Raw genomic sequence first — 23,554 nt, forward strand, 5'->3', positions numbered from 1 at the left:
ACGCTCAAACGGTAAATATAACATACTCCGTTTGAGCGTTTCTCTTATTAAGAAATCTTTTTGGAATGATGGGGGAGAAAACGATAAGTTATATCCTCCATTATTCCATTTTCTATGTGGTACAACCGTTGATTGGTCGTTTCAGATTTTAATCCTCCCAGAGACTCGATGTAAGGTCCTAACTTTATATATTGGAAATGAGATACATCAAAGTGCTCCGGCAGCTTGCTCTTCCCGGAGTACCATCCGACTTTTACCGGAGTGATGGTCTGCTTGTGTAAAAAAGCAGCTAATTGTTCCACTTCTGCGGGTGAAGCATCACCGCCCATGAAACAGACACAGGTAATTGCTTTTCCATATTTACCGAGCAGGGTAGAAAGACTTTCTTCCGTCAATGGTTCTCCTACGTCTTCCATCAGATATGCACTGTGGCACCCTTTACAATGGTTGGGGCAGTTGGAGAGGTTGATGGCTAATGTCACCTCATCCGGTATCTCCTGAAAAACAATATCATAATCAGCGTACCGGAGCATAATATCTTAAATCGGCCTCCTTTTGCCGTGCTTGGGAGAAATTGCTGATACGCTTCATATATCCGATGACGCGGGTCAGATAATCCACATTCTCGCTGTGACATTCGGGACATTCATGCAAATACCGTTTGTCGATATGATGGCATTTGTTACATACTGTATTCGGAATATTGAATGTGAAGTAGTTGCAACCTTCGGTAGCGGCAACACGAAGCAACTGCCGGTATTGCTCTTTGCTAAGATGCTCTTCCAGATTCATGTGCAAAGCCGAACCACCCGTCAGATGCTCGATATAACGATGCCCGTGCAGGCGGAATTTATCGACAATGTTCAGCGATTTGTCTTCTACAATATAGAAATAGCTGTTGTAACATTCGCGGTAAGTCTGGAATCCGGCTTCCTTGTCCCATTTCGCGTGTTTCACACCCACATTTTCGGCAGGAATCATTTCGCAGTTGAAAAGTACTTCTTTGGTACGATATTTCTTATTGTATTTCTCAATCATGCCGAGAATCTCCTGCACAAAAGCCTCGTATTTCGGATTGTCGTTGATGTCGATTCCCATAAATTGGGCTGCTTCCACCAGTCCGTTCACGCCGATAGTCAGATATTGGCGGCTCATATTGATATAACCCGCATCAAACAAAGGTAACATACCCTTTGCCTGCAATAATTTCAGGTTCTCATTATAGGCAAGCTGTACTTTGTGAACTAGGTCTACTACTTCTTCCAGGAAGAAAGGGTAGAGGATACCTGATTTCACAGCATGCTGTATACAACGGTTCAGATTGATGGTCAACACGCTCTTCGAACCGGTAGAGACTCCTCCGGCTCCCAGTGTATAACTAAAGCCATTGTCCTGTATTTCATTACGTAGACGGCAGCAGCTACTCAAAGAGTCGGCATTGTCACTCATATAGGTGAAGAATGAATGTCCTTCGGCATACATTTCAGCGGTGAAGTCGCCATATTCCTTATCCAGTACATCGCCGTCTTTGGTCAGGAGTGCCATTGTCTCTACAGGGAATGTCAGAACGGTGCGTGTACGCTCCTTATTAAACCATTTCATAAAACGCTTCTGCAACCAGCTAAGCGAATCCCAGTCGGGTTTGCTTCCGTCGGGGAAAACAAAGTGCTCGAAAAGGCTATTGAAATAATACTTGTCATAATAAGCCACATTCCAGAAAACTGCTTGGAAATTGCGGGCACCCGTAGGCTGGTTGATGGAATATACGATTTGCTCGAAACAGTCTGTGATGATTTTATCGATCGATCTTTGTTTCAGAGACAAGTCTGCCAGTTTATCCGGATGTTTATAATAGTCCTGTCCGTATTCCAAACCAATGAAATAGTTCATGTACATCAGGAATTCAGGAGTGGCACATGCGCCGCTTAGCATACTGGATACGATAAATACCATGTTGATAAATCCTCCGCAGAAGGATTTCAGATTGGTCGGGGCGGTAGAATTGCCTCCTACTGCTGTTGTTCCTGCTATCAGCCAGGGATACATAGTAATACTGGCACAGTAGTTCGCCAGATTGGTTTCATCATTTTTGTAGATGAAGTGATGATTCAGGAGTTCCAAATAACGGTCGGAAGCCTCTTTACCATACATATCCCTCAAACGGTCTGTCAGCAGGCGGCGGTTGAGGCGGATGAAATTGGATTTGGGCAGTTCTCCTATCAGCGTGGCGATATTCTTGTTTTCCACATTGGCGTTGGCATCGTACTTGCTACCGCTGGCAGGGTTGGAAGCATCGCAATAATCCATGAGGAATTTAAGTTTGTCTCTGACTTCACGGTCTTCCAAATGTTTTTGACGATACAGCATATACGCTTTGGCCACGCTGTAATAATGTTCTGCCATCAAGGCGACTTCCACCTGGTTTTGGATTTCCTCTACGTTTGTTCCGTCACTGATACTGACACGGCTTAACACATTGGTTATCACATCTTGTGTAGCAAAACTACCTACTGATAAAAATGCCTTGGATATGGCATTTTTGATTTTGTCGAGGGAAAAAGCTTCTTTTTTCCCGTCTCTTTTGATAATGAATATCTCCGAACTAATCATACCTATATTTTAAGAATTAACAAAATAGATTTAGTGCCTACATAGTTATTCATGCACGACAATTTCTGGAGACTTGTAATAAAATGGACCTGTACGATTCGTTCTATTGCCTTTCACCCGAAAGCCTGGAATAACGGAAATTTTATCGGCAGGTCTTCTGACTTGTTTTTGTTGTGGCGCCTTCCCGATCCGTTTCATGAATCAGTGGCAAATGAATGCCATAACATTTCTCTTTTTTATGAGAGAGATAAAACTTACAGCTACGGGGATAGTTCCGGATTTTCACTGGATTCCCTTTTAATTCCGTCTGGTGATAATGCCATTCCGGAAACCGATGTTGGCGGCAAAGTTAGAAATTAAATCAAGATTCCAATTGAAAAGGAAGAAAAATATTCGCTCTTTATCAGAACGATATATGGCATTAACAACCTGATAACTTTCCGTTTATGTTCTATTCTTCGCATTTTAGTAGAGTCCGGTTTATGTATTTCCTGCCTGATGGATGAATGAAAGTGTAGAATAATGAAATAAGATGCATAATGGTTAGCGATGTTGGGATCCCTTTCTCTTCAGGGAATGAGGCGTTTGCATTGATGTTTCCATATTTTAGATTTTTCGAAAGCATAATAGATGTTAATAGGGCTCATGGCTTGCGAACTAATTTTTGATATGATATGTTGTTTAAAGTGAATAACGAATTAAAAAATAAACTAGAAAGTTAGACATGAACAAACAATACATTTCTAATGATTTAGCAGATAAAACATTACATTTAAAACTTATGAATATGAGAAAATCTATTATTTTATTAGCTTTTATATTGGGTGGCTTTACAGTAGCAAATGCCCAATCAGTTGTAGAAGGTACCAAACTTACAGATAATTGGTCTGTCGGAGTAAATGCCGGTGGAGTTACTCCCCTTACTCACAGTGCTTTCTTTAAAGGTATGCGTCCCACTTTTGGAGTGGGAGTCTCAAAGCAATTAACTCCTATCTTCGGTTTGGGATTCCAAGGAATGGGATATATCAATACCACATCCAGTAAAACGGCTTTCGATGCTTCGGATGTCAGCGTATTGGGTAAAGTCAATTTGATGAATCTATTTGCAAGTTACACTGGCGAACCTCGTTTGTTTGAAGTGGAAGCTGTGGCCGGAATGGGTTGGTTACATTATTATGTGAATGGCGATGGCGATCAGAACTCCTGGTCTACGCGTTTGGGATTGAATTTCAATTTCAACTTGGGTGAAAGTAAAGCATGGACATTAGGAATCAAACCTGCCATTGTGTATGATATGCAAGGTACTTACCCTGAAACAAAGAGCCGTTTCAATGCTAATAACGCAGGTTTTGAGTTGACAGCCGGATTGACATATCACTTTAAGACAAGTAACGGAACACATCATTTTGCCAAAGTGAGAGTATATAATCAAGCCGAAATTGACGGACTGAACTCTTCAATCAATGCACTTCGTGCAGATGTAAACAACAAAGATGGTGAGATCAGCAATGCAAACCAACGTATCAACGGATTGCAGGAAGAACTTGAAGCATGCCGCACAAAAGTGGTTCCGGTGGAGACTGTAGTGAAAACCGCCCGTGTACCTGAATCTATCATTACTTTCAGACAAGGTAAATCGTCAGTTGACGCTTCACAACTTCCTAATGTGGAACGTGTAGCTTCTTACCTGAAGAAATATGCTGATTCTAAAGTGGTTATTAAGGGATACGCTTCTCCGGAAGGTAGTGTTGAAGTGAATGCCAGAATTGCCGCAGCACGTGCAGAAGCTGTAAAAACGATCTTGGTCAACAAGTATAAAATCAGTGCATCTCGTATCACTGCTGAAGGTCAGGGTGTAGGCGATATGTTTACTGAACCGGATTGGAACCGTGTAAGTATATGTACTATTGAAGATTAAACTGATATATTACAGAAATAGAATAATGAAGGCTGCCCCAAAAGGCAGCCTTTGTTGCATATCTTGGGTTGTATTTTTGAATACTCTGAAAGTTTAGTAAACAGATTTCTTTGTACATTACATAAAATGGTTATTTTTGCAGGTATTGTTCATGCGCGTTCTGTGTTGAGTGTGCAAATATCAACCATTAAAAACTGTATTATGAAGAGAGTATTCGTTTTTCAAGATTTTAAATCGCAGAAATTCTGGAGCATAGAGGTAGTCGGAACAGATGTTACTGTAAATTATGGTAAGTTGGGGACCGACGGACAAACACAAGTGAAAAACTACGCAACGACTGAAGAAGCTGAAAAAGCAGCCAGCAAACTGATTGCGGAAAAGACCAAAAAAGGGTATGTAGAAACTGCTGAAGAAACTGCACGTGAAATGAAAGTGGAAGCCAAGAAATATACTTTGAGTTATGATGAGTATGAAAACAATGTGAATCTTCTGGATAAGATATTGAAAGATAAACATCTCTCTGAATATAAACAAATAACAATCGGTTGTTGGGATTATGAGGGTGGCGACTGTTCTGCCTTATTACAGGGAATGATTGAAAATAAGGAGAAGTTCGCACAAATAGAAGGCTTGTTCTGGGGAGATATTGAGCAGGAAGAACAGGAGATTTCATGGATTGAACAAGCTGATATTAGTCCGCTGCTCGATGCCATGCCTAAATTGAAAGATCTGAAAATCAAAGGAACCAATAATCTGCGTTTGGGAAAGACTTCACGGCCGGAGTTGCGGTCACTCGAAATTATCAGTGGTGGCCTGCCTACCGAAGTGGTAGAAGATATTCTTGGTTCTGATTTCCCCAATCTGGAAAAACTGATTCTATATGTTGGTGTGGAAGATTATGGATTTGAAGCTGATATTGAGATATTCCGTCCGTTGTTCTCCAAAGAACGTTTCCCGAAGCTGACTTATCTGGGGATCGTCAACTCTGAAGAACAGGACAAGATTGTAGAAATGTTCCTGGAGTCGGATATTCTTCCCCAACTTGAAACAATGGATGTTTCGGCTGGTACTCTCAAAGATGAAGGTGCCCAATTATTGCTGGATAATATGGATAAGATCGCTCATTTGAAGTTTATCAATATGCGCTATAATTATTTGAGCAAGGAGATGAAGAAACAGTTGCAGAGTCTCCCTATGAAAATAGATATTGCTGAAACTGAAGAGGCAGATGAATATGATGGTGAATTGTGGTATTACCCGATGATTACAGAATAGGAGATGCAGATAATCGTTGTCAGCAACTCTCTGTCCAAACGTATAGAATACTTTATTGAAGCAGGCAAACACTTGCAGACGGAAGTTCGTTTTATGACTTACGGGGAACTTTTTAACTGCTTGCCGCAACTACGGCAGGCAGTTATCAAACTGGAACCTTGTGTAAGCGATGAAACGAATTTCCTGAAATATGCGCTGTTGAATCAGGCATATAAGGAGACACTGCAACGTTTAGGCGAGATGAGGCTATCTGATGACGTGTGCTTTTTGAATACTCCCCATGCTTTATTACGTGCTCTTGATAAAAAGGAAACTAAACAAGTGTTGATGGACAGAGGGTTGAAAGTGACTCCGATGTTACCTTCTCCCCGTTCTTTTGATGAGTTGAGAGAGCTTCTTGCCGATTGCGGTAGAGGATGCTTTTTGAAACCCCGTTACGGTTCGGGGGCGGGAGGTATTATGGCTGTTCGCTATCAACCCAACCGGAATAAATGGGTAGTCTATACTACCTTACAACAAGTGGACGGAGTCATTCATAACACCAAACGTATCCACCGTTTGAGTACGGAAAAAGAGATGATCCCGTTGGCGGAAGCGGTGATGCAAACAGAAGCTATTTTAGAAGAATGGATTCCTAAAGAGCAGTTGCAGGGAGAGAATTATGATCTCCGGGTAGTGTGCCGGGAATCTGAAATTGATTATATCGTTGTGAGATGCAGTAAAGGAAGCATAACCAATCTGCATCTGAACAATAAGGCACATTGGTGGAACGAATTGTCTTTGCCGGAAGTAGTGCGGCAACAAATCTATTTTCAGTGTCAGGAAGCGGTTCAATCTTTGGATTTGCAATATGCCGGAGTGGATGTACTGATAGAGAGAGGAACAGATATTCCTTATATAATAGAAGTCAACGGACAGGGAGATCATGTGTATCAGGATATGTTTGCTCATAATTCTATTTATATTCAACAGATAAAAAACATAAAAAAGAGATATAACCATGCAAATAGATGAACTGCCGGCTGGCGAACAGACCCAAAATCCGGATCTGGATATGAATCAGGTGGTGGGTACTCATGATATATTGATGCTTTGCTTTGATACCTTGCGTTATGATGTCAGCAAGGAGGAAGAAGCGGCGGGAAGAACACCGGTACTGAACAGTCACGGAGGAGAATGGGAAAAAAGACATGCACCGGGAAATTTTACTTACCCGTCTCATTTTGCCATCTTTGCAGGATTTCTGCCTTCTCCGGCGGAACCTCATTCGCTACGCAGCCGTAAGTGGTTGTTTTTCCCTGTGCAAGCTGGTACGGGACGTATTCCGCCTGCGGGAAGTTATCCGTTTACGGAAGCAACTTTTGTGCAAAGCCTTGCCAATGTAGGTTATGAAACGATTTGTATAGGAGGGGTGAACTTCTTCAGCAAGCGTAATGAACTGGGGCGTGTGTTTCCCGGTTACTTTACTAAAAGTTATTGGCTGCCGACCTTTGGATGCACGGCACCCGATAGTACTGAAAAACAAATTGATTTTGCATTGAAGAAACTCGAAAACTATCCGGAGGACAAACGGATTTTTATGTATATCAATTTTTCTGCTATTCATTATCCGAACTGTCATTATGTGGAAGGCAAAATGAAGGATGATAAGGAATCACACGCTGCCGCGCTGCAATATGTCGACAGTCAGCTCCCCCGTTTATTTCAGGCCTTTCAGAAACGGGGAAATACGCTGGTGATTGCTCTTTCCGATCATGGCACTTGCTATGGAGAGGATGGATATGAATATCATTGCATATCTCACGAGACGGTTTATACAGTCCCTTACAAACACTTTATTTTAACGAAAAAATGAATCAACCGCTACCACGATATGTAGACTATATGTATAGTTACCCACATAAAACTGCTTATCGTTCTTTTCCGTCCCCGGTTTCGCTGGTTCCTTACCTGAAACAGGTGGAAGGACAGAAAGCATCGCTTTATTTCCATATTCCTTTTTGTAGTCATAAATGTGGATATTGCAACCTGTTTTCTCTGCAAACAAATCGTGCGGATTATATCGCAACTTATTTGGAAACTCTTCACAAGCAGGCGCAACAGTTGTCTCCACTCACTACCGGACTGGCATTTGATAGTTTCGCCATTGGAGGAGGCACACCGTTGCTCCTCACTGTTCCTCAACTGGAATACTTACTGGATACAGCTGCCTTATTCGGAGTGCATCCTTCACATACCTTTACTTCCGTAGAAACATCGCCGGAATATGCCGATCCTGCCCGTTTGGACTTATTGAAGCAAGCAGGAGTGGCTCGTGTGAGTATTGGCGTACAGAGTTTCCTTGACGAAGAATTAACTGCTTTGAAAAGACGTCCCCGGCGAGACATGATTAATCAGGCGCTGGAGGCTATCCGGAAGAGACAATTCCCGTTTTTTAATATTGATTTGATTTACGGAATCAAAGGACAAACTGTGGCCAGCTTTCTTTATTCATTGGAACAGGCTCTTCTGTTTCAGCCTAACGAACTCTTTATCTATCCGCTATATGTGCGACCGGAAACGGCTATCACGGAGCGGGAATCCGACGATGTCTGTTTTCAGATGTATTGTGCCGCTTGTGATTTGTTGAAAGACAGAGGTTTTCTACAAACTTCGATGCGGCGTTTTATTCATCATCCGTCTACTGATGCGGAAATCTCATGTGGGGATGAAGTGATGCTGTCGTGTGGCTCCGGCGGACGCAGTTACCTGGGTAATTTGCATTATGCCACCCGGTATACTGTTTGCCAGCGTTGTATTGCCGGAGAGATAGATGATTATATGGGCACTACTGATTTTACAGTGGCTCGTAATGGATTTATTCTTTCGCAGGAAGAACAGCGGCAACGTTTTATCATTAAAAATCTGATGTATTATATGGGGCTTGATAAGGCCGAATATGAGCGTCGTTTTGGAGAATCACCGGATAATGTGCCGTTGTTTCGACAGTTAGCTGAACGGCAATGGATAGAAGATACGGATAACGGTCGTATTTGTCTGACTTCCGACGGAATGGCATACTCCGATTATATTGGTCAGTTGTTCATTACTCCTGAAATAAGAGAACTGATGGAAACTTATTCTTATTGAACGAAATAGAAATGGAAAACGAAGGCTCTTTACTTTCCTTCAGGCGTATATATTATCGCGGCAAATTGAATAGCTGCAACTATACCTGTTCTTATTGCCCTTTCGGCAAGAAGTCGCATCTGGCAGATACGACACAGGACGAACAGGCATGGAATCGTTTTATAGCAGCTATTGAACAATGGAAAGGGGAGCCGTTGCAGTTATTTATTATTCCTTACGGTGAAGCATTGATCCATCGTTATTATCGGAAAGGAATGATGCACTTGGCAGCATTGCCACAGGTGGCTGGAATTTCCTGTCAGACTAACCTTTCTTTTCCGGCTAAACACTGGCTTGATGAGATTCGTGTAACTCCCACTGTGATAAGTAAGATAAGGCTTTGGGCCAGTTTTCATCCGGAGATGACTTCGGTAGAGAAATTTGCGCATCAGATTCATATACTCCATCATGCGGGAATACAGGTATGTGCCGGAGCGGTAGGAAATCCCTCTGCAAAGGCCGTACTCAATGATTTACGGAATGCTCTTTTACCGGATATTTATTTATTCATTAATGCTATGCAAGGGTTAAGGGCACCATTAAGTCAGGAAGATATTCAGTTTTTCAGGCAACTGGATAATCTTTTTGAGTATGACTTGAAGAATGCTCCGGTACAATGGGAAGTTTGCGCAGGAGGAAGGAATAATTGTTTTATCGATTGGAAAGGGGATATGTATGCTTGTCCCCGAAGCCGGGTGAAGATTGGTAATTTTTATCAAGGTGATGGAGCTGTTCTGCCGCTATCTTGCGAGAGGAAGGTTTGTGATTGTTATATTGCGTTCAGTAACCTGAACAATCACCCTTTACATCGAATCATGGGAGAAGGGGCGTTCTGGCGAATACCGGACAAGCCACTTATTACGACTGTTTTCTTCGATGTGGATGGAACTCTGACTGATTCACAGGGAAAAGTTTCTGAAAGTTATGCTAACGCTCTACGATATATGGCACAGTCCGTTTCCTTATATCTTGCCACTTCTCTGTCGATGGAGCAGGCGAAGAAAAAGCTGGGAAAGGCTCTTTTCTATTTATTCAGGGGAGGAGTTTTTGCAGATGGAGGTTTATTATCTTATTCGGGCCAGATCAGGTGTTTGCCGGTGAAAGTATATCCGGAGGTATATGGAGAATCTGCAAAAGTCACTATTCATAATTATGAAGGAGTGGTTTACAAGTATAGTATATTGGTACGTGATAAAGAACAGAGAGAAGCTATTCTTATCCGGTTGAAAGAGAATCCCTGCCAGGTTTTTCATAAAGCTCCGCTGATAACAGTCATTCATCCTGAAGCGAGTAAAAAAGAGGGGGTAATTCAGTTATGTAAGGCTTTGAGTTTATCTTTTGAACACACCTTAGTTGTAGGAAATTCGTTAAAGGACTGGCCGATGATGTCCGTAGTTTCTCATTCTTGTGCCGTAATGAATGCGGAACCCTTATTAAAAGAACGCGCACGTTATACGCTGAATCCGGATCGGTTGGCAGCTTTCTTTCGTTTTTCTAACGGAGATCCTATAGACCAAACCTCGTCTGATAATAGTTGATATATAGCTAGTTACATCTTCATAAGAAAATAAAAACCGGTTAAAATTTGGTAATTATGAAAACAAAGCCCATATTTGCAGCCCTGAAATAGGGACAGGCATAAAAATCCTCATCGGAGGGTGCTATAATAATAATTATAGTGCTGGATAAGATGAATGGTGCAAATCATTCGCTTGTCCGGCACTTTTTTTATGTTGTAACAAAATAAGATAAAGAGGAAAAGTATCGAAGAAACTATGAAAGAGTTAGATTTGACACAAGGAAGCGTACCGAAGGTATTGTTGCAGTTTGCAGTACCTTTTCTGATTGCCAATGTGCTCCAGGCACTTTATGGCGGAGCTGACCTTTTCGTTGTCGGACAATATGATGATTCGGCAAGTGTGGCAGCCGTAGCTATTGGTAGTCAGGTGATGCAGACAATTACAGGTATTATTCTGGGTATTACTACTGGGACAACAGTGCTGATTGCTATTGCTACCGGAGCTAAAGACAATCGAAAAGTAGCTTTTACTATCGGGTCTTCCGTATGGTTGTTTTCAATAACCGGCGTAGTGCTAACTTTAGTCATGGTGCTTTTTCATAGTCGGATAGCAGAACTGATGCATACTCCTGTCGAAGCGATGGTAGATACGAAAAACTATATTTTGGTATGCTCTCTGGGTATTCTGTTTATAGTAGGATATAATGTTGTATGTGGTATTTTGCGTGGATTGGGTGATTCTAAAACACCACTTTATTTTGTTGGGCTGGCATGTGTGATAAATATAGTGCTCGATTTTATATTGGTCGGTTATTTCCATTGGGGAGCTGCAGGAGCGGCTATTGCTACTGTAAGTGCACAAGGAGTCAGCTTTGGAATAGCGCTCTGGTTCTTATACCGGCACGGATTCCATTTTGATTTTTCACGGAAAGATATTCGATTGAACCGGAATCTGTCTAAAAAGATCTTGGTGTTGGGAGCACCTATTGCTTTGCAGGATGCTTTAATCAATGTTTCTTTTCTGATTATCACTGTCATTGTCAATCAGATGGGAGTCATTGCATCTGCTTCCCTGGGTGTTGTTGAGAAAATCATCGTGTTTGCTATGCTGCCTCCGATGGCTATATCATCGGCTGTGGCAACCATGACTGCACAGAACTATGGAGCGGGACTTATCAAGAGAATGAATAAATGTCTGGCTTCAGGGATTGGGATTGCTCTTGTTTTCGGTGTGTCGGTTTGCGTGTATTCGCAATTCCTGCCGGAGACTCTTACTGCTTTCTTTACGAAAGATGCTGCTGTGGTGGCAATGGCGGCAGATTATTTGCGAGGGTATAGCATCGACTGCATCGTGGTTAGTTTCGTGTTCTGCATTAATTCTTATTTCAGCGGACAAGGAAACTCGTTATTCCCGATGATTCACAGTCTGATAGCCACTTTCCTGTTCCGTATACCGTTGTCATACTGGTTCAGCCAGATAGATAGCTCGTCGCTGTTTATCATGGGATTTGCTCCACCCATTTCAACGGTCGTTTCATTATTGATCTGTATCTGGTATTTACGATATACCCAAAGGAAATTATATTTGAGAGGCACAATGATGCCTGCTATGTCGAATTAGGTGTTTTTAAGTGACATATATTAACTAAAATCTATTTTGTATGGAAGCTTATTTGAAGAAACTCTGTTTTGAGTATCAGGTGGATGAAAGAGAAGTGAAAGAGCTGTTGGCTCGAATGGAAATGGTGTATCTGGATAAAGGAGAAACGATTGCTTCTGCCACATTGCCAGAGCAGAGCTTGTACATTATTGTTTCCGGTATTTTGCATACATATACCACTCATGAAGGAGAAGAGAGAACCAATCGGTTTTTCTCTGCGGGTGATGCTGTGTTATGCTATAATTCAAGTCAGTATTCTATCAAGACACTGACGAAATGTGCTGCTTATTACATCAGTGAAGAGGAGATTGAAGAGTTGTGTGCATCTTCAATTTCATTTGCGAATCTGGTCCGTCAACTGATGGAGTATCAGTTTTACTTTAAAGAGGAAGAGGATATGAATGCCCGCAAGCTGACAGTAAGGGAAAGGTACCTCTCTTTATTGGCGGAAATTCCGGATATTCTGTACAGGGTGCCATTGAAGCACATTAATCATTACTTGGGGGCAGATGTGACCAGTTTGGGATATCTGGCCGGAAGTTCTAAATAGGAAATATAACCTAGACATATTTTTCTATGTATTCCTTATCAGATGGTTCATGGCTTATTCAATCGAATCGAATTTGAAAAGTCTTTGGATTATTTGGTAAGGAATACTATTTTTGTATTCTGAATGAAAAACTCAATACCTCGATATACTTTTTATAAGCATAAGTATGGGAGTGAACTTTTGGTCGATGTAGTAGAACTGAAGTATGTGAAGAAGTTCCTGGCTAAAAGTGCTGTCCACACTCTAAATTATTATGATATTACTTTTATAACAGAAGGTAAGGGAGCTTTTTCAGTCGATAACCAAACCTATGAAGCAATTCCATGTGACGTCCTTTTCTCTAAACCGGGGGAAATCCGGAACTGGGATACTCATCATATCACCAATGGGTATGCTCTGATTTTCGAAGAAGAATTTTTGTCTTTCCTCTTTAAAGATTCTTTGTTTGTACAGCATCTTTCGTTTTTTCAGATAGAAAGTTCTTCATCGCTACTACATTTGTCTGATGAGCTTTATACACGCATACTTGAAACCTTGCATGATATAAAGATGGAGATTGATTCGTATCAACAGGGCGATGTACACGTTTTGAGAGCATTGCTTTATGAAGTCCTGATGTTGCTGGACCGTGCTTACCTTAAAATGACTTCGATAGAGGAGGGCAGAAGTAGGGAAGTTTCCAATAATCATGTAAGTAAATTCATGAATTTGGTTGCTACACATGCAAAAGAGCAACATTCGGTTCAATATTATGCGGATAAGCTCTGCATTACTCCTAATTATCTGAATGAGATGATAACCTCGACCATGGGAATCAGCGCAAAACAATATATTCAGAGCAAGGTGATGGAAGAGGCTAAGAGGCTGCTTGTTTATACGGACTTTCCTATAGCTGATATTGCATTTGAACTCTGTTTTTCAACGGTTTCTTATTTTATCCGTAGCTTCCGGCAGCATACGGGAGAAACTCCGTTATTGTATCGTAAAGCACACAAACCGTAAAAAGTGCTATTTCTACCTTTCTTTTTATTGCATTGCTTTCCTGGCATTTCTCTACTTTCGCATCAGATAATAAACCAATAATAAAAAGTAAAATGATGAGAGACGCGGAAAAAACAGTAGGCAACATGATTGATAAGCTGAAAACAGCTTTTATCGGTTCGATAGACGGTGAAGGATTTCCTACCATCAAAGCAATGTTGCAACCCAGAAAAAGAAAGGGGATAAAAACGATTTATCTGACAACAAATACGTCGTCCATGCGTGTGGCGCAATACCGTGAGAACAACCATGCGTGTATCTACTTCTGTGATACGAGATTCTTTAGAGGTGTCATGCTACGCGGTACGATGGATGTCTTGACGGATAGTGCCAGTAAAGAGATGATCTGGCAGGAGGGAGATACCATGTATTATCCGGAGGGAATGGCGGATCCCGATTACTGTGTATTGAAGTTTACTGCTATTTCAGGACGTTTCTATAGTAATTTTAAATCGGAAGATTTTGTGGTCGAATAAGGTGCAAGATGGGGTGATTTGAATGGTAATAACGGAGTGTGTCAAAACGCAGATTAACGCAAATTATCGCAGAAATAATTTTATAAATCGTTGATTAATATATCAATATAATTGGAATAATCTGCGATAATTTGCGTTAATCTGCGTTTTATTATTCATTATGACACACCTCCTTATATAGTATCTATACTATTCCTCATAACACAATAAGTTCTGCAATTGGTTGATGATGTTTTGTTTCCATTCTTGCAGGAAGTCAGCAAAAGCGGCTTCATCTTCCAAGAATAAAGATACTATCAGGTTCTTGGCAAGAAATGGATAGCTCAATAGGCTGTAGACAGTCAGAAATACAATATGTATCGGAACCTTTTTAAGTTTACCGTCTTCCATTGCTGTCAGTATACTGTCTTTCACTTGGGATAAAGCATCTCCGAACTGAAGTTCTTTTGCAGTGGCAAGCAAGTGGTTTACATCACGCTGTATTTCCCCACAAATGAATCTGGGAAGACAGGGATTACTTGTGAAAAGCTCAATATACTCATCCAGAATCATGCTTAGTCGCTCCATAAATGGGATATCCTGTTTTACTATATCCTGTATTTTCGGCATTAAAGACATGACTATCGAGCCGAACACGGCTTTGAACATCTTATCTTTGGTTCTGAAATAATAATGTAAAGTGGGCCGGTTGATTCCTACCGTTGCAGCAATATCACTCATGCTGGTCTCCACAAATCCTTTTTCTATAAAAAGTTGTTGGGCAGTTTTTATTATTTGCTGCTCTAAATCGCTATGTTCCGTTGTAGCCATAATTTTAGTTGTTTATGTTGTCAATAAAAAGTAATAATCTGTTTGTTATGTTCACATCGCTGACGCTACTGTCAAAGTCTAAAGATAGTATATTCATTTGAGGGCACAGCGATTTTATACGTTTTTCTATTCCTTTTTCTACAATGTGATTGGCAATGCATCCGAAAGGTTGCAAGCTAATGACATGATTGACTCCTTGGGAAGCAAAGGATAGTATTTCACCGGATATCAGCCAACCCTCTCCAAACTGGGTGCCCAAGGAGATGACTTGTTTAGCTTTTTCTGCCTTTTCAAAGATAGATTCGAACGGTATGAAGTAATTGAAACTTTTGCCGATTTCATTCACCTTATTAATTTGTTTCTGGACTTTCTTGTATAACCAGTCTATAACAAAGTCGGGAGTGAGTTTTCGCTGCAAGTGTTGGTTCTGTCTCACTTTCAGGTTGACAAATCCCTGCATGAAGAAATCACTTATCAGTGGCGGAATCACTTCGATCTTCTGGTTGATGAGCCATGAGGTGACGTCCTTTTGAGCAAAAGGGTTGAACTTCAGGAATATTTCCCCAACAATACCTACTTTGTGACAGGATCTCTGTTCACAGATTTTGTTGAAGTCTTTGGCAGCGAGATATAAGTAGCTCAACAAGTCCTCCGGTTTATTTTTCTGGATGATGGGCTGTGCTGTATCCAGATAAAGATCGCGCAGACGGGCGGCCTGTCCCCGTTCTTTCTCACGAACGACAGCTGCATAATAGAATTTGGCAATGCAATCACTGTATAACACAGACGCAAGTATGATTGGTAAAACCTTGAGCCAGTTTACCTTAAAACCGGATTGCTCATTTTCGATACCACTGCCGAAAGCAAGTGATACCACCGGTGTATTGGTGTATCCATTCTCAATCAATGCCTTTTTTATCAGTGAAATATAGTTGCTGGCACGACATTGTCCACCGGTTTGTGTGATGGCAACGCACGTATTGGCAGGATCATAACGTCCGCTTTTAAAGGCTTTTACTATGTCGCCGACAATCAATGTTGCCGGATAACATACCTCATTATTGGAGTATTTCAATCCCCAGTCGCAAGATGCGGTGTCGCTCAACGGTAACGTTTCCATTTCATATCCGGCCACTTTCATGATGGATGGAATGAGTGGTGAAATGAAAGGCGTAAAGAATGGAGCGAGGATTTTCTTCTTTTTGTCTTTCTTGGTGAAAGGAGCAGTTGAAACAAATGGCTCGGGATCTTTCGCTTGAGAATGTTTCAAACTGAAATTCAAGCTTTCCACCAACGAGCGGACTCGTAATTTGATGGAGCCGATATTATTAACATCGTCTATCTTGAGCAAAGTAAGATTCTTGCCGTATCGTTTCAGCAAGTTACGTACTTCATCTATAAGGAAAGCATCCGGACCGCAGCCAAAAGAAGTCATCTGCATATATTGTATGTCACCCTCTTGCATTGCCGCCCACTTGGTTGCTTTCAGAATACGGTTGGTAAATGCCCATTGAGAGAGGTAATGAGTCTTTTCCAATGAAATCTCCTGCTGGCGGACAATATCATCAGTTATCACATAAACTCCCATCGCAGCAATCATATCCGAAACCTTGTGTTGTATCAGTGGATCGCTATGGTAAGGGCGTCCGGCGAGTAAGATAATCAGTTTGTGTTTTTCCCGTCCCTCGTTCAGAACTTCCTGATTATAGGCAGCAATTTTTTCTTCGAAAGCATATTGTTCCTGTAATGCGCGTGAGAAGGCATTTTTGCATACCTCATCCCTGATACCCAAAGATTTCAGATATTCATAGCATTGTTTATACAGCAATGCTTCATCTTTGAAGGTGATAGTCGGAGCATCTATCGGTATATTCTCTTCCTGTACACTTTTGATGACTTCCGAATAACCGGAAACGATGGGGCAATTATAGCTGTTTTGCTGTTGCTTATCCTTTTTCTCGAAAACAACGAACGGCATAAATATCCGGTTGACGTTTTGCTGTGTCAGGTTACGGATATGACTGTGCACAAGTTTGGCAGGGAAGCAGATGTTATCAGACATCACCATGCCGGCAGCAGTCTCGTATTTGCTGAATGTAGAGGGTTCCGACAACTGTACCTGAATGCCGCAAGCAGTAAATAAGGTATGCCAGAAAGGGTATTCCTCATACATGTTCAGAATACGTGGAATACCTATGGTGAATAGGGGTTGTGGAATGTCTGCGCTCCGGTCGAATAATAATTCCAGCTTTTTATCATACGTATTGATGCCTTTGTCCGCATGGCTTCCTTTATTGGAAAACACCTTCTCACACCGGTTGCCGGAGAAGTAATGGTTTTTACTGTTGAACGTATATCGCATGATGGCGCACTGGTTCTCGCACCCCCGGCATTGAAGTTGCTTGGAAGTATATTGTGCCCATTGGAGCATCTCGTTCAGCTCCGTCACCCGGGCATTTTCGATTTGTTTGGCATATAGGGCACAACCAAGAGCACCCATCAATTCAGGACAGTTACTGCGGAAGGTTTGTTTCCCGGTCAGCTTTTCCAGACTTCGTACGATGGAATCATTACGCATGGTTCCTCCCTGCACGACAATATGGTCGCCAAGTATCTCCGTGTCTTTTAATTGCAGAACCTTATACAGGCAGTTTTTAACAACGGAATAAGATAATCCGGCAGCTATATCCGCTACGGACGCTCCTTCCCGAAGTACCTGTTTTACTTTGGAGTTCATGAAGACTGTGCAACGTGTACCCAGATCACATGGTGCTTGCGAAAAACAAGCTGCTTTGGCAAAGTCCTCCACACTGTAATCCAGCGATTGCGCAAATGTGCTGATAAAAGAACCGCAACCGGAGGAACAGGCTTCATTGATTTCGATTCTGTTGATTACTCCGTCGTTCACAAAGATGGCTTTCATATCCTGCCCTCCAATATCCAGGATAAAAGAAACTTCTTTGCTGATATGTTTGGCAGCAGCATAATGAGCGATGGTTTCAATGATTCCCGCATCCATGTGGAAAGCCGCTTTTATCAGATCTTCTCCGTAACCGGTAGAACATCCTCCTTTTATGCGCAGGGTAGTTCCTCGTCTCCGGCATTCTTCATGTAGTTTCTGCAAGCCGTTCTCTACTGTTTTTATAGGGTTTCCGTTGTTGTCGTGATAATAGGAGTAAAGGATACGATGATTGTTGTCGAGTACTACGATTTTGGTGGTAGTAGAGCCGGAGTCTATGCCGATAGTTGCTTCCTGTAATCCGGGACGCAGACTGGCATATTGAATTTTATACTGGTCTTTTTCTTTTTTCCATGACCGATATTCTTCCTCACTGTCGAATATAGGAGAAAGATCACTCTGGAAAGGTGAGGTAACACTTAGTTTGTTTTCTATTACCTGTATCAGGTTGGAGAGATGAATACTTTCTTCATTGTTCTCTGCCAATGCTGCTCCCCAGGCAGGGATCAGATTTCCTTTTTCCGGTAATATGAAATCTGTATCTTGTGACAGATTCAGATAGTTGTCAAATGCTTTCCGAAGGGCCGGAATAAAAGTCAATGGGCCACCGCAGAGTAATACCGGAGCTACGATATTGCAACCGCGTGCAAGTGTGACAGTGGTCTGTACGGCTACTGCATGGAAAATGGAAGCTGCTATATTTTCTTTGGATATATTTTTGGCTATCAGATTCTGTATGTCCGTTTTGCAGAATACTCCGCAGCGTGAAGCGATAGAGTATACCTGATTGGAACGAAGTGCTAGTTCATTCAATTCGTCGATGGAGACTCCAAGCAGAATAGCCATCTGGTCAATGAAAGCCCCGGTTCCGCCGGCGCAATTTCCATTCATGCGCAGGTCTGTAGCCTGTCCGTCCTGAAAGAAAACAACTTTCGCATCTTCTCCTCCAATATCGATCATAGTGGCTGTGTGCGGATGCTCCCGGCGCACATAGTTTGTTGCAGCTACAACCTCTTGCACAAACGGCAGAGAGCATTTCTCTGAAATTCCCATTCCAACAGAGCCCGTAATGTGGAAAGATAAAGGAATATCACCCAACTGTTCCTTTATTTGATAAAGAAATCTGAGTAAACATTCTTGTGTTTTTGCCTGATGCCTTTTGTATCCGGAAAACAAGACTGTAGTTCCATCTTTATCCAATACTACCATCTTAGTGGTAGTAGAGCCTATATCTAAACCCACTTTATATACATTCATATACCAAATATCTTAAATTAGACCTCGTGTTTGACATCTGTGTCAGACGCAAATGTATGTAAAAATATGGTAGATACGGCAAATCGTAATTGAAGTTTTTGATTTAATTAACGAATTGGGAAAAAAGAAAGATGGAATGTGAGGGAGGAAAACGATCGTGTAAAAAAAGACGTAAATGAATAATTGTGTATTTATATTACTTGTTGGGTTGTAGTAGATCTTTTATGGTGAATCTTAGAAATCTTGTTTACTCTATTTTTGACAAAAGGTAACGTGGATTTTAATAAACCCGGATTCTGTTTATAATAAACTTTTTGATAGTTTTAGTAAAACGGTATTCGAGTTTATTATAAACTATTGTAGAACAGTTTTAGGATCAGACGAGAGATTTTAAGCTGAATTATAAACAAAATGGGGCAATAATCATTCGACTATTGCCCCATATTGTATAGGAGTGGTATTGTAAAATACCAGGTTATTTATGATTTATGTATGATTATTTCTTTCTATTTTCATGTTGTTTATACTTTTTCTTTTCTCAAAGATACAACATAAAAAGTCATTTGTCAAGAGTCTGATGAGAAAAGTAGCTTATCGGTCTCAAAACAGATGAATAACTTTACTTCTAATATCCGATTTTTATTCGGCTTTATTACAGAATCGGGGATTTGGGTACAAAAATCCGTAATTGATATACAATTCCATTCGTTTTATCGCAGTAAATTTGCAATCAGAAGTTTAACAATGAAAAGATAGAAGATGGTGATAAAAACAATTCTAAGTGTTTTGTCTTTATTCGTTATGTTATCATGCAGTATGACAGGGAAAAAGGATATAAAACAGCAGCCTGGTATGTGCGCCAAATTACCTATGGCGGCTGACGGTATTGTGCGGCTATCGAAAATCGAGGTTTATCTGGAGTATCTTGAAGAATATATGAAATATGCGACCGAAGTGGGTGAAGTCTCCTTGCGTACTGAACCGGGAGTGCTGACTATGTATGCCGTCAGCGAAAAAGAGAATCCTGGCAGGATAACTATTCTTGAAACTTACGCGAGTCAGGAGGCTTATAAATCTCATATTGCATCGGAGCATTTTCAAAAGTACAAGCAAGGAACGCTGCACATGGTTAAGACTCTCGTACTCTCTGACCAAACGCCGCTTAACCCCGCAAATTGCATTAATAACTTCATTCAATAAACGAAATGATTATGAATAAACTCCTTTTATTTTCAGTATTTAGTATTTTAACACTCAATGTTATGGCACAAGAAAAGATAGTACAGACGGCAGGACGCGACCAGTTAGGAACGTTTGCCCCTAAGTTTGCGGAACTTAATGACGATGTTCTCTTTGGAGAAGTTTGGAGCCGCACTGACAAACTCGGTCTGCGTGACCGCAGTTTAGTAACCATTACCTCCCTTATCAGTATGGGAATCACGGACAATTCGCTCGTTTATCATCTTCAGTCGGCGAAGAAGAACGGCATCACCCGCACGGAGATCGCAGAGATTATCACTCATATAGGTTTCTATGCAGGTTGGCCGAAGGCGTGGGCAGCGTTCAATTTGGCAAAAGGAGTATGGTCTGAAGATATTGTTGGTGAGGATGCCAAAACAGCTTTCCAGCGTGAGATGATTTTCCCTATTGGTGAACCCAATACAGCCTATGCACAGTATTTTATTGGTAACAGTTATCTTGCTCCGGTTTCGCGCGAGCAGGTGAATATCTCTAACGTTACTTTTGAACCACGTTGCCGCAATAACTGGCATATTCACCGTGCAACGAAAGGTGGCGGACAGATGCTTATCGGTGTAGCCGGTCGAGGCTGGTATCAGGAAGAAGGTAAACCGGCGGTAGAGATTCTGCCTGGTACGGTTATCCATATTCCTGCCAATGTGAAACACTGGCACGGAGCTGCTGCCGACAGTTGGTTTGCTCATCTGGCTTTCGAAGTTTCCGGTGAAAACACTTCCAATGAGTGGCTTGAACCGGTTACAGATGACGAGTATAACAAACTCAAACAGACTAAACGATGATTTTTGCTAATCCTGCTTTATCTTTTGAAAGGAAATAATATGACTACCGAGGAATTTTAAGGAATATGTAAAGACGCGCAAAGCGCTTAATACAGGAGAAATACATCGTTTGATGGACGATATGAGCAATTATCAAAGTAATAGAAGAATGAAAACGCCTGTGGGGTTACTCCATCGTGATAATGTCTAAACTAATTAATGATAAGAAATATTTAAAATCAAAATAAAATGAAACAGATTATATTCATATTTATGAGTCTCCTTTGCTTTAGCTGCTCATCAAAAGCGCAGAATCAGACAGCGGATACTAATGTACAGTCCGATAAGAAAATCCTGGTTGCCTATTTCTCTTGTACTGGAACTACAGAAAAAGCCGCCGATGCCATTGCAAAAACGGTTGGCGGCAAACTTTATCAGATAACTCCCGCTACAGCCTATACCTCGGCAGATCTCGACTGGAACAACAAGAGTAGCCGTAGTTCAATTGAAATGACGACTGAAAATTCACGTCCGGAATTGGGGGGAGAAGCGCTTAATCTGAAAGATTACGACGTGATATTCCTTGGTTACCCGATATGGTGGAATTTATGTCCGCGTCCGGTCAATACATTCCTTGAGAAATATGATTTCTCCGGTAAAACCGTTATTCCATTTGCTACTTCCGGAGGAAGCTCAATAACTAATAGTGTAAAACAACTCAAGAAACTTTATCCAAAAATCGTATGGGGAGAAAGCCGATTGTTGAACGGAAGTGTCAAGCAGGCCGGAGAGTGGGCGAAAGGAGTAATATAAAAATGGCTACTGAAAATATATTCACTAAATATGAGAAGTTAAATAGGGCGGAAGTAATAGTGAATATATTAAATGAGTAAGTATATTACGAATCATATTTAGATTATGCTTTTAGAAAAACTACTTAAAGAATTTAATTTTAGTACTAATATTTTTAATTGGGAGGAGTTTAAGTTATTCGACCAATATTTTGAACGAATATTAGTTAGTAAAGGTACATTTTTGATTAAGGAAGGAGAAACAGAGAGGTATAGTTATTTCGTTTTTGATGGAATATTACGTTGTTGGCTTTTAAATCATAACGGGGAAGAACAAACTTTCTGGTTTTGTAAGGAGGGTACGTTTTCAATGTCAAACATATCTTTTACATTACAAACTAGGTCTGCATTTAATGTGCAAACAATTGTAGATAGTGTTATTTACCGAATAGACAAGAAGCAAGTAAATGAACTATATACCGCTATCCCTAAAGTAAAAACTGTATTTGAAGATTTAAATGCTATATTGTTGAATAAACTTTTGAAAAGAAATATCGACTTAATTAAATATTCTCCTGAACAGTATTATCTACAGATGATGGAAGAATATGGTATTACATTAAACTATATACCATTAAAAGATATAGCTTCTTATTTGGGTATCACACCGCAAGCACTAAGCAGAATCCGTAAACGTATTTTTTAACTTGGGTTCAGTGTTTTGAATGTATAAGTAACGAACTTTGCGGCTTTAAATTGCAATTACAAGTATGATTAGAAAAATTAAAGTTACGGATTATCCACGTTTGATGGAAATTTGGGAAAGTGCAGTATTGAGTACACATGATTTTCTTAAAGAGGAAGATTTTCTATATTATAAGGAACGACTTCCGGTATATTTTCAGTATGTTAATCTATTCGGATTTGAACAAGAGGGAATCTTAATCGGATTTATGGGAATTGCAGAAGGAAATCTTGAAATGTTATTTATTGACAATAAGTATCGAGGCGCAGGAATCGGAAAAAAATTAATAACTTATGCCATAGATAATTTGCAAGTAACTAAAGTTGATGTGAATGAGCAAAATGTTCAAGCTGTCGGTTTTTATGAATATATGGGTTTTAACATATATAAAAGGTCGAATTTGGACGGAGAAGGTAAGGAATATCTTATTTTACACATGCAGTTGTAGTCTCTGTTCAATTATAAACAGATGCTTAGTATAGGTACCTTTAATTGAAGATGTAATGTTACATTTGAATAAAATGATTGGTTAAAAAATCATTGTAGAGTTTGAATGGGCACATCTATCGCCTACTTAAACTCTGTTTTAAATGAAGTGAAGAAAAAGAAAAAAGCTCTGAATTTCTTGAATTTCAGAGCTTTGCTTTAATTTACTATTTGCTTTCGCGGTGCGTACGGGACTCGAACCCGTGACCCCATGCGTGACAGGCATGTATTCTAACCAACTGAACTAACGCACCAAATTTTAATTGGATTA

The 23,554-nt window shown here is 40.7% G+C and carries 19 protein-coding genes, 1 tRNA gene, 1 pseudogene and 1 riboswitch; of the genes and pseudogenes, 16 read left to right on the plus strand and 5 right to left on the minus strand.

Annotated elements, in window-relative coordinates:
- Positions 1-47 precede the first annotated feature (47 nt).
- The gene (gene nrdG / locus KSX81_RS20250; RefSeq protein ID WP_004297064.1) at positions 48-533 is read right to left on the minus strand and encodes an anaerobic ribonucleoside-triphosphate reductase activating protein; all 486 of its coding nucleotides are present in this window, start codon (positions 531-533) and stop codon (positions 48-50) included.
- The gene (nrdD, locus tag KSX81_RS20255; protein ID WP_004297063.1) at positions 517-2,610 is read right to left on the minus strand and encodes an anaerobic ribonucleoside-triphosphate reductase; all 2,094 of its coding nucleotides are present in this window, start codon (positions 2,608-2,610) and stop codon (positions 517-519) included. Before nrdD ends, nrdG begins: the two co-directional genes overlap by 17 nt.
- A 129-nt stretch (positions 2,611-2,739) precedes the next feature.
- Positions 2,740-2,961, minus strand: a riboswitch (cobalamin riboswitch).
- A gap of 430 nt (positions 2,962-3,391) precedes the next feature.
- Between nrdD and KSX81_RS20260 the strand changes: the two genes are divergently transcribed.
- The 10 genes from KSX81_RS20260 to KSX81_RS20305 all read left to right on the plus strand — a co-directional run bounded on the left by KSX81_RS20260 (position 3,392) and on the right by KSX81_RS20305 (position 14,217).
- A complete protein-coding gene (locus KSX81_RS20260; protein WP_008774604.1) occupies positions 3,392-4,528 on the plus strand; it encodes an OmpA family protein in 1,137 nt (378 codons plus the stop codon).
- Between the two features lie 201 nt (positions 4,529-4,729).
- A complete protein-coding gene (locus KSX81_RS20265) occupies positions 4,730-5,803 on the plus strand; it encodes an STM4015 family protein (RefSeq protein ID WP_004321288.1) in 1,074 nt (357 codons plus the stop codon).
- 3 nt (positions 5,804-5,806) lie between these two features.
- Positions 5,807-6,817 carry an STM4014 family protein gene (locus KSX81_RS20270; protein WP_004297059.1) on the plus strand — a complete coding sequence of 337 codons (1,011 nt, stop codon included), beginning with the start codon at positions 5,807-5,809 and terminating at the stop codon, positions 6,815-6,817.
- Positions 6,804-7,658: an STM4013/SEN3800 family hydrolase gene (locus KSX81_RS20275; protein ID WP_004297058.1), complete on the plus strand. Its 855-nt coding sequence runs from the start codon at positions 6,804-6,806 to the stop codon at positions 7,656-7,658. The genes KSX81_RS20270 and KSX81_RS20275 overlap by 14 nt, the downstream gene beginning before the upstream one ends.
- The gene (locus KSX81_RS20280) at positions 7,655-8,932 is read left to right on the plus strand and encodes an STM4012 family radical SAM protein (RefSeq protein WP_004297057.1); all 1,278 of its coding nucleotides are present in this window, start codon (positions 7,655-7,657) and stop codon (positions 8,930-8,932) included. The genes KSX81_RS20275 and KSX81_RS20280 overlap by 4 nt, the downstream gene beginning before the upstream one ends.
- An 11-nt stretch (positions 8,933-8,943) precedes the next feature.
- Positions 8,944-10,509, plus strand: coding sequence for an STM4011 family radical SAM protein (locus tag KSX81_RS20285; protein ID WP_004321286.1), 1,566 nt, complete (start codon positions 8,944-8,946; stop codon positions 10,507-10,509).
- Between the two features lie 237 nt (positions 10,510-10,746).
- Positions 10,747-12,111, plus strand: a complete 1,365-nt coding sequence (locus tag KSX81_RS20290) for an MATE family efflux transporter (protein WP_004297055.1) — start codon at positions 10,747-10,749, stop codon at positions 12,109-12,111.
- 40 nt (positions 12,112-12,151) lie between these two features.
- Positions 12,152-12,700: a Crp/Fnr family transcriptional regulator gene (locus KSX81_RS20295; RefSeq protein ID WP_004297054.1), complete on the plus strand. Its 549-nt coding sequence runs from the start codon at positions 12,152-12,154 to the stop codon at positions 12,698-12,700.
- Positions 12,701-12,823: 123 nt separating this feature from the next.
- Positions 12,824-13,702, plus strand: a complete 879-nt coding sequence (locus KSX81_RS20300) for a helix-turn-helix domain-containing protein (protein WP_004304039.1) — start codon at positions 12,824-12,826, stop codon at positions 13,700-13,702.
- A gap of 92 nt (positions 13,703-13,794) precedes the next feature.
- Positions 13,795-14,217 carry a pyridoxamine 5'-phosphate oxidase family protein gene (locus tag KSX81_RS20305; protein WP_004321284.1) on the plus strand — a complete coding sequence of 141 codons (423 nt, stop codon included), beginning with the start codon at positions 13,795-13,797 and terminating at the stop codon, positions 14,215-14,217.
- A gap of 189 nt (positions 14,218-14,406) precedes the next feature.
- On the opposite strand, the gene KSX81_RS20310 is transcribed toward KSX81_RS20305, so the two are convergent.
- Positions 14,407-15,027, minus strand: coding sequence for a TetR/AcrR family transcriptional regulator (locus KSX81_RS20310; RefSeq protein WP_004304037.1), 621 nt, complete (start codon positions 15,025-15,027; stop codon positions 14,407-14,409).
- A 4-nt stretch (positions 15,028-15,031) separates the two neighbouring features.
- Entirely contained in the window at positions 15,032-19,243 is a 4,212-nt protein-coding gene (locus KSX81_RS20315; protein ID WP_004321281.1) for an acyl-CoA dehydratase activase, read from the minus strand.
- 759 nt (positions 19,244-20,002) lie between these two features.
- On the opposite strand from KSX81_RS20315, the gene KSX81_RS20320 reads away from it, so the two are divergent.
- The 6 genes and pseudogenes from KSX81_RS20320 (at position 20,003) to KSX81_RS20345 (ending at position 23,245) form a co-directional block, all read left to right on the plus strand.
- Positions 20,003-20,443: a putative quinol monooxygenase gene (locus KSX81_RS20320; protein WP_004321279.1), complete on the plus strand. Its 441-nt coding sequence runs from the start codon at positions 20,003-20,005 to the stop codon at positions 20,441-20,443.
- A gap of 11 nt (positions 20,444-20,454) precedes the next feature.
- The gene (locus tag KSX81_RS20325) at positions 20,455-21,282 is read left to right on the plus strand and encodes a carboxymuconolactone decarboxylase family protein (protein WP_081084210.1); all 828 of its coding nucleotides are present in this window, start codon (positions 20,455-20,457) and stop codon (positions 21,280-21,282) included.
- A 55-nt stretch (positions 21,283-21,337) separates the two neighbouring features.
- A pseudogene (locus KSX81_RS20330) lies at positions 21,338-21,412 on the plus strand (sugar O-acetyltransferase); the annotation flags it as partial.
- Between the two features lie 98 nt (positions 21,413-21,510).
- On the plus strand, positions 21,511-22,074 hold the full coding sequence (locus tag KSX81_RS20335; RefSeq protein WP_004304033.1) for a flavodoxin: 564 nt from the start codon (positions 21,511-21,513) through the stop codon (positions 22,072-22,074).
- A gap of 105 nt (positions 22,075-22,179) precedes the next feature.
- On the plus strand, positions 22,180-22,758 hold the full coding sequence (locus KSX81_RS20340) for a Crp/Fnr family transcriptional regulator (RefSeq protein WP_004321275.1): 579 nt from the start codon (positions 22,180-22,182) through the stop codon (positions 22,756-22,758).
- A 64-nt stretch (positions 22,759-22,822) separates the two neighbouring features.
- A complete protein-coding gene (locus tag KSX81_RS20345; protein ID WP_004321274.1) occupies positions 22,823-23,245 on the plus strand; it encodes a GNAT family N-acetyltransferase in 423 nt (140 codons plus the stop codon).
- Positions 23,246-23,463: 218 nt separating this feature from the next.
- Here the strand turns inward: KSX81_RS20345 and KSX81_RS20350 are convergent.
- Positions 23,464-23,537 (minus strand) — tRNA-Asp (locus KSX81_RS20350).
- Positions 23,538-23,554 lie beyond the last annotated feature (17 nt).

Origin of the sequence: Bacteroides sp. MSK.18.37 (assembly GCF_019129155.2) — a bacterium.
In the GTDB taxonomy this organism is placed as follows: domain Bacteria; phylum Bacteroidota; class Bacteroidia; order Bacteroidales; family Bacteroidaceae; genus Bacteroides; species Bacteroides ovatus.